Origin of the sequence: Pseudorhodoplanes sp. (assembly GCF_046289595.1) — a bacterium.
Taxonomy (GTDB): domain Bacteria; phylum Pseudomonadota; class Alphaproteobacteria; order Rhizobiales; family Xanthobacteraceae; genus Pseudorhodoplanes.
This window is the reverse complement of the sequence record NZ_JBKBVB010000048.1, coordinates 25368-31755: the sequence shown is the minus strand read 5'-3', so window position 1 is coordinate 31755 and position 6388 is coordinate 25368. Positions and strand designations below refer to the sequence as shown.

The following is a 6388-nucleotide window of genomic DNA, read 5'->3' as shown; positions in this document are numbered from 1 at the left end:
AGCGAGGAGAGGATCGTGGTGCTCGGGGGTTTTGCCGAGGTTTCGCCGTCGGGCCTCACGGTGCTTGCCGATCACGCCGCCCCGGTCGCGGATTTCGATCGCGCGCTGCTCGCGCAGCACATCAAGATGACGGAAGAAAAGGTCGCGAAAATGAGCACGAGCGAGTCGGTCGACAAGGAGATCGCCCGGCTCGATCATTTCCGCTCGCTGGACTATCACCTGCAAGGCACCGCGATGCACTGAGCGCGCGGCGTATTGGAAAGGAAGAAGTCGGGCAGCGATGCCCGGCTTTTGTTTTGGGCCCGGCGCTGATCGCGGCAGCGGCATCAGGCGGCGGGCGCCGTTGCGGGCAGGGTCGCGCCCTCGACGGATGCGTGCAGATGTTTGACGAGCGCCTCGTCGAGATTAAGCCGCGCTGCAAGCAGGCTCAGATAGGCGCGCTCCGAGGGGTTGTCGACGTCGATCGCCAGAAGCGAAGCGGCGTAGATGCTTGCCGCCTGTTCCGGCGTCGACGCCGCCCGCGCCACCGCGTCGACGTCCAGCGGTTTGCGCAGCTCGTCCATGACGAACGCCTTGTCGTCGACGTCGAGCGGAAGCTTGTCCATCTCGGCAAAGATCGCAGCCTGTTCCTTGGCGTCGATGTGACCGTCGGACTTTGCCGCCGCGATCATGGCGCGGAGCAGATGGCGGCTGAGCGACTGCTGCTCGGCCTCGCGCGCGGGCATGAACGGCGTGTCCGCAGGAGGCGGGGGCAAGGGCATTTGCGCGCCCGGCGGAAATGTCGAAGGGGTGATGGCCTTGCCGGATTGCCAGTCGCGATAGGCCTTGTAGGCGATCGCACCGACCACCGCCATGCCGCCCAGTTTCAAGGCGTTGCCGGCCATCTTGCGTCCGGACTTCGAGCCCATCAAGAGGGCGGCGAGGCCGCCCGCCGCCGCGCCGCCGCCGATGCCGCCAAGGCTGACGCCCAGGATAGTGCCGAGGCTGCCGGCGAGTCCGTCCAGGCCGCCCTGCGGTGCAGGAACTCTGCCGCGTTCCGGAATCTGGGGGAGTCCGCCCTGGGTGGGCGCACCGAGGAATTGGTCGAGCAGACGTTTCGCGTCCAGCATGGCGATGACCGGGTCTCCGTTGCAAACCGTCCGGAGCTAGGGATGAAATGCGCCACGGTCAGGCCGAAACGGGTGCGGCCAAAAGTCACAAATCTGACGGATGTGGCGCCGCGGCCGCGGCTCACAGGAAGCGCGAAAATTCCTTCACCACCGCCTCGTAAACCGGCCGCTTGAACGGGATGATCAGGCCCGGAAGGTTGCGCATCGGCTCCCAGCGCCATTCGACGAATTCGGGCTTGTGGCCGCCGGCCGGATTGAGAATGTTGATCTCCTTCTCGTTGCCGGTGAAGCGGAAGGCGTACCATTTCTGCTTCTGTCCGCGATACTTGCCCTTCCAGGCGCGCCCGGCGATCTGGCGCGGAATGTCGTAGCTCAGCCAGTCCTCGATCTCGCCGAGCTTGACCACCGAGCGGATGCTGGTCTCCTCCTGCAATTCACGCAACGCGGCGGCGTAAAGATCCTCGCCTTCGTCGACGCCGCCTTGTGGCATCTGCCAGGAATGCTGAGCGTCTACATGCTCCGGTCCGTTGGTCCGCCGCCCGATAAAGACCTGCCCTGCCGGATTGAGCACCATCATCCCCACGCAGGCACGATAGGGCAGGGAATCGTAATTGTCGTTTGCCATAAGCGAATTGTGTCCTCGCACCGCGCACAATTGCAAGAACGCGATTGCAAGAACGCGATTGCAAGGCGCGCCTCGGCCCGCAAAGGCGGCGCGGTCAGGACGATCGCGCGCGGACGGCGGCGGCGGTGACCGGCACCAGCGTGATGCCGCGTCCCTGGGCCGCCTTTGCCCATTTGGCGATCCGGTCGATGCTGGCCGGCAGCGCCGAGGAATAGCCCACCACGATGCCGCGGCCGCGCGCCAGCGCCTCCAGCCGGGCCAGCGCATTGTCGATTTCCACCGCGCTCGGCACCGCGTCGACGATGACCTCCGCTCTCACATAAGGCAGCTTGGTGGCGCCTGCGATCTGGCCGGCCTGACTGCGCGGCGAGGAGCCGTCGTCGACATAGATCAGGCCTCGTTTGGAGAGATCGCGCATCACCGGCGCCAGCGCGTGATCGGACGCGGTGAAGCGCGCGCCCATGAAGTTTGTCACACCGACATAGCCCTGCATGCGGCTGAACAGCCAATGCAGCCGGTCGATATTCTGGTCTGCCGACAGCGACGACAGCAAGGTCTGCGGACCGGGGTCGTTGTCCGGGTAGTCGTGCGGTTCCATCGGAACCTGCAACAGCACTTCATGGCCCTTCTCGCGCGCCTGCGAAACCAGCGTGCCGAGGTCCGAACCGTAGGGCGTGAACGCGAGCGTGACCGCCGCGGGAAGTTTTGACAATGCGCCCGCGGTCGTCGTGGCGCTGATGCCGAGTCCGCCCACCACGATCGCGATTTGCGGGCCGTCCGGATTCGGCTTCCCGGCAGGCGGCTTGCGCGCATAGACGTCGGAAGGGCGCGCGCCATCGGCTGCGATCCGCGGGATCGGACCGTGACGCGATTGCTCCAGCAACCGCGGGTCGCCGCCGCTCTGTCTGGTCTCCGACGACGCGGCGATCACCACGTCCTGCCGCTTGCCGCTGGTGCCGTCGATGATGGTGACGGTCTGGGTGCCGGGCGGCGGCGTCTCCGCGGCCGCGCGCTCTGCGGGCGCAGCTTGGGGGGCCGCTTTCGCCGCCTCGGCGGTCTCGACCGGTGCCACCGGAGCCTCCGCGCGGGGCTCGCCGCCAAGCGGATCGCGCACCAGCGCCGCCCAGATCACGAAGACCGAGAGCGCCCCGCCGAGCAGCGCCGCAAGGCCGCGCGCCGCAAAACGTCCGAGAGGCAGGCGCCGTTCGGGAGACGGATTTTGTCCCAGCGGTTTGTCGAGATCATCCACGGCGGCGGATCGTCCGGGATTGGCGAATCATTCGATGATTCTAGACCTTTGCCGTCCGCGCGTCCCGGTTCGCGACCTGACGTTGCGACCTGAGGGGTCCGTCAAACAAAACGGGGCGGTCCTCAGGACCGCCCCGCCGGTATTCTTATGCGCTGAAACTCAACGCTTCGGCGCCTCGGCCCGCTTGCCGCTCGGCGGGAAGGCCGAGTTGGTCACGGTGCCGCGCAGCAGGTCCACCGCCATTTTCAGCGCCTTGTCGTCCTTGGGATCCGGCGGGATGTAGGATTGCGAGCCGGTCTGTTCTTCGCCGTCGGCCTTCAGATGGCCGCGCAGCGAGGACTCGCCCTTCGACTCCGCGCGCGCTTTCATGTCCTCGGGGACATCCTGCAGCACCTCGATATCCGCGTTGATGCCCTTGGCCTGGATCGAGCGGCCGGACGGCGTGTAGTAGCGCGCGGTGGTCAGCCGCAACGCGCCGTTGCCGGCGCCGAGCGGGATGATGGTCTGCACCGAGCCCTTGCCGAAGGAGCGGGTGCCGAGCACGGTCGCCCGCTTGTGGTCCTGCAATGCGCCGGCCACGATCTCGGAGGCCGATGCCGAGCCGCCATTGATCAGCACGATGATCGGCTTGCCCTTGGTCAGGTCGCCCGCGCGCGCGTTGAAGCGCTGGGTTTCCTCGACATTGCGTCCGCGGGTCGAGACGATCTCGCCGCGATCCAGGAACACGTCGGTGACCGAGATCGCCTGATCGAGCAGACCGCCCGGATTGTTGCGCAGATCGAGCACGTAGCCCTTGAGTTTGTCGGCGGGAATCTGCGTCGACAGGTCGGCGATGGCCTTCTTCAAACCTTCGGTGGTCTGTTCGTTGAACTGCGTGATCTTGATATAGGCGACATCGTCGCCCTGCGTGTTGGAGCGGACCGCGCGCACGCGGATGATGTCCCGGGTGATGCTGATTTCCAGCGGCTTCTCGGCGCCCTTGCGCATGACGCGCAGCTTGATCTTGGTGTTGACCGGCCCGCGCATCTTCTCGACCGCCTGGTTCAGGGTCAGGCCCTGAACGGCTTCGTCGTCAAGATGGGTAATGATATCGTTGGCGAGAATGCCGGCCTTTGCCGCCGGGGTCTCATCGATCGGCGACACCACCTTGACGAGGCCGTCTTCCATCGTGACTTCGATGCCAAGCCCGCCGAACTCGCCGCGGGTCTGGATCTGCATGTCGCGGAAGCTCTTGCCGTCCATATAGCTGGAATGCGGATCGAGCCCGGCGAGCATGCCGTTGATCGCCGTCTCGACCAGCTTGGCGTCTTCGGGACGTTCGACATAGTCGGAGCGCACCCGCTCGAACACATCGCCGAACAGGTTGAGATGACGATAGGTGTCGGACGACGCCGCCGCACGGGCGCTCATGCCGGAAAACACCACATGCGGCTGCACCGCGACCAAAGTGAGCGCAGCGCCCGCCGCGGCACCCACGAGTACCAAGAATGTCTTGCGCATCATCCGCGGACCTTCTCACTTTCTTTCTTTGCCCACCATGGGGCGGAATCGACGGGTATGCCGTCCTTGCGAAACTCGACGTAAAGGACCGGCTGGCTGGCTCCCACCTGGCCTGTGCCAACAGACGAAGCGGCCGCCACCTGAGCTGTCCCGCTGCCCATCATCGCGACAGGTTCGCCGGTCAGAACAAACTGTCCGATATCGACCGAAATACGATCCATTCCGGCGAGCACGATATGATACCCACCCCCGGCATTCAGGATCAAGAGTTGGCCATAGGATCGGAATGGCCCAGCATAGACCACCCAGCCGTCGCAGGGTGAGGTCACTTGCGCGCCCGGTCGCGTTGCGACGGAAATGCCGCGTTCGGTGCCGCCGATGCCGTCTGCCGCACCGAAATTGCGGATTCTCACGCCATGGACGGGCATCGGCAGAGTTCCCTGGGCCGATGCGAACGCCACCGCAGGCGCCAGCCGTCCCGGATCGCTGAGCGCAGCAAGCGCCGGCCGGGTCGCGGTCTTGTGATCGGCGCCGGGCGCGGCGGCGCGCGCCGCGCTGTCCAGTCCCTGCTCGAGACGCGCGACAAGATCCTTGAGGCTGTCGGCTTGCCGGGCCAGTTCAACCGACCGCGCGCGCTGCTGATCGAGGGCACGCTCCGATTCGGCCTGCTGCTTCTGCCGCTGCTCGACCAGGATCGTCATGCGCTGCTGCTCGTCCGACAGCAATTTCAGATCGGCCGACAATTTCGTGCGCTCGCCGGCAATTTCCGTGCGCAACGTCTGCAAGGCAGACAGATCGGCGGCAATTTGTGCGGCCCGGTCGCGCAATTGCGGCACCACGGCGCCGAGCAGGATCGCGCTGCGGAGCGTCTGCGCCGCATCCTCCGGCGCAACCAGAAGCGCCGGCGGCGGCCGCCGGCCCATGCGCTGCAGCGCGGCCAGAATCTCCGCAATTGTTGCCCTGCGTTCGTTGAGAGAGTGGCGCAACCCGGCTTCCCGGTCTTGCAGCGGAGCGAGCCTTCCCTCCGTTGCCGACAGCCGCGCCTCGGTCTCGCGCATCCGCGCGGCGGTTGCGATCAGGTCCGCATTGAGTTTGCGCCGGTCGGCCCCGAATGTCTCGATTTCGGCCCGCAGCCGGGCCTCGTTTTCAGCGGCGCGTTTTTGCTCGGCAAGAAGTGCCGCAAGTTCCTTTTCCCGCGCCTTCAGGATGTCGCTGCCGCCACCACTTTGCAGACCCGGATTCTCGGCCGCTGATTGTGCAGGGCTGGCCGCAGGACCGGCGATCATGGCCGCAAAAAACGTCGCTCCCGCCAAAACCGGGCGGAAAACCGCGCTTTGCGTGCCAAGACCGCTCATCAGCATCCACGGTGCCGCCCAATCGCGGCCATCTTATGCCCGGGCCGTTCGTGGCGCGGGTCTTAATCGCGATGATATGGGTGTCCGGACAGGATTGTGACAGCCCGGTACAGCTGTTCCAAAAGCATAATTCGGACCAGTTGGTGCGGCCAGGTTGCGGGTCCGAAGCTCAGGGTGATCTTCGCTCGCTCGCGGAGGGTTTCGGCAATGCCGTCGGCGCCGCCGATGACAAAGACGACCGACCCCTGTCCGCCGTCCCGCCAGCGCGCCAGGGTTTCGGCGAACGCCGCGCTGCCCAGCGCTTCGCCCTGCTCGTCCAGCAGAACCAGCGCGGCATCGTCGGGGATCACGTTGGCGATCGCGATGGCTTCCTCGAGCTTGCGGCGCGCGGCGTCCTGTGCGCGGCTTTCCCGGATTTCGACGACCTCGATGCTGCGCAAGCCGACGCCGCGGCCGGCTTGGCTAACGCGATTCAGATAACGCGCAGCGAGGTCCGCTTCCGCGCCCTGTTTCATGCGCCCGACCGCGAGCACCAGCAGGCGCATCGGAT

At 66.0% G+C, this 6388-nt stretch carries 6 protein-coding genes and 1 pseudogene; 1 reads left to right on the top strand and 6 read right to left on the bottom strand.

All coding sequences use genetic code 11. The features are described from left to right. A pseudogene (gene atpC / locus ACK41X_RS12065) lies at nt 1-243 on the top strand (F0F1 ATP synthase subunit epsilon); the annotation flags it as partial. 83 nt (nt 244-326) lie between these two features. Here atpC and ACK41X_RS12060 read toward each other — a convergent pair. From ACK41X_RS12060 to rlmH, 6 genes are all read right to left on the bottom strand, one after another. Continuing rightward, complete coding sequence (locus tag ACK41X_RS12060) at nt 327-1109, bottom strand: tellurite resistance TerB family protein (protein WP_409723252.1); 783 nt, start codon at nt 1107-1109, stop codon at nt 327-329. Between the two features lie 121 nt (nt 1110-1230). Beyond that, nucleotides 1231-1734 carry an RNA pyrophosphohydrolase gene (locus tag ACK41X_RS12055; RefSeq protein WP_409723249.1) on the bottom strand — a complete coding sequence of 168 codons (504 nt, stop codon included), beginning with the start codon at nt 1732-1734 and terminating at the stop codon, nt 1231-1233. A 94-nt stretch (nt 1735-1828) separates the two neighbouring features. After that, entirely contained in the window at nt 1829-2983 is a 1155-nt protein-coding gene (locus ACK41X_RS12050) for a divergent polysaccharide deacetylase family protein (protein ID WP_409723247.1), read from the bottom strand. A 159-nt stretch (nt 2984-3142) separates the two neighbouring features. Then, on the bottom strand, nt 3143-4486 hold the full coding sequence (locus tag ACK41X_RS12045) for a S41 family peptidase (protein ID WP_409723244.1): 1344 nt from the start codon (nt 4484-4486) through the stop codon (nt 3143-3145). Beyond that, a complete protein-coding gene (locus ACK41X_RS12040; RefSeq protein WP_409723241.1) occupies nt 4483-5838 on the bottom strand; it encodes a murein hydrolase activator EnvC family protein in 1356 nt (451 codons plus the stop codon). The genes ACK41X_RS12045 and ACK41X_RS12040 overlap by 4 nt, the downstream gene beginning before the upstream one ends. Before the next feature lie 62 nt (nt 5839-5900). Then, nucleotides 5901-6383: a 23S rRNA (pseudouridine(1915)-N(3))-methyltransferase RlmH gene (gene rlmH, locus ACK41X_RS12035; RefSeq protein WP_409723239.1), complete on the bottom strand. Its 483-nt coding sequence runs from the start codon at nt 6381-6383 to the stop codon at nt 5901-5903. Nucleotides 6384-6388: the final 5 nt, after the last annotated feature.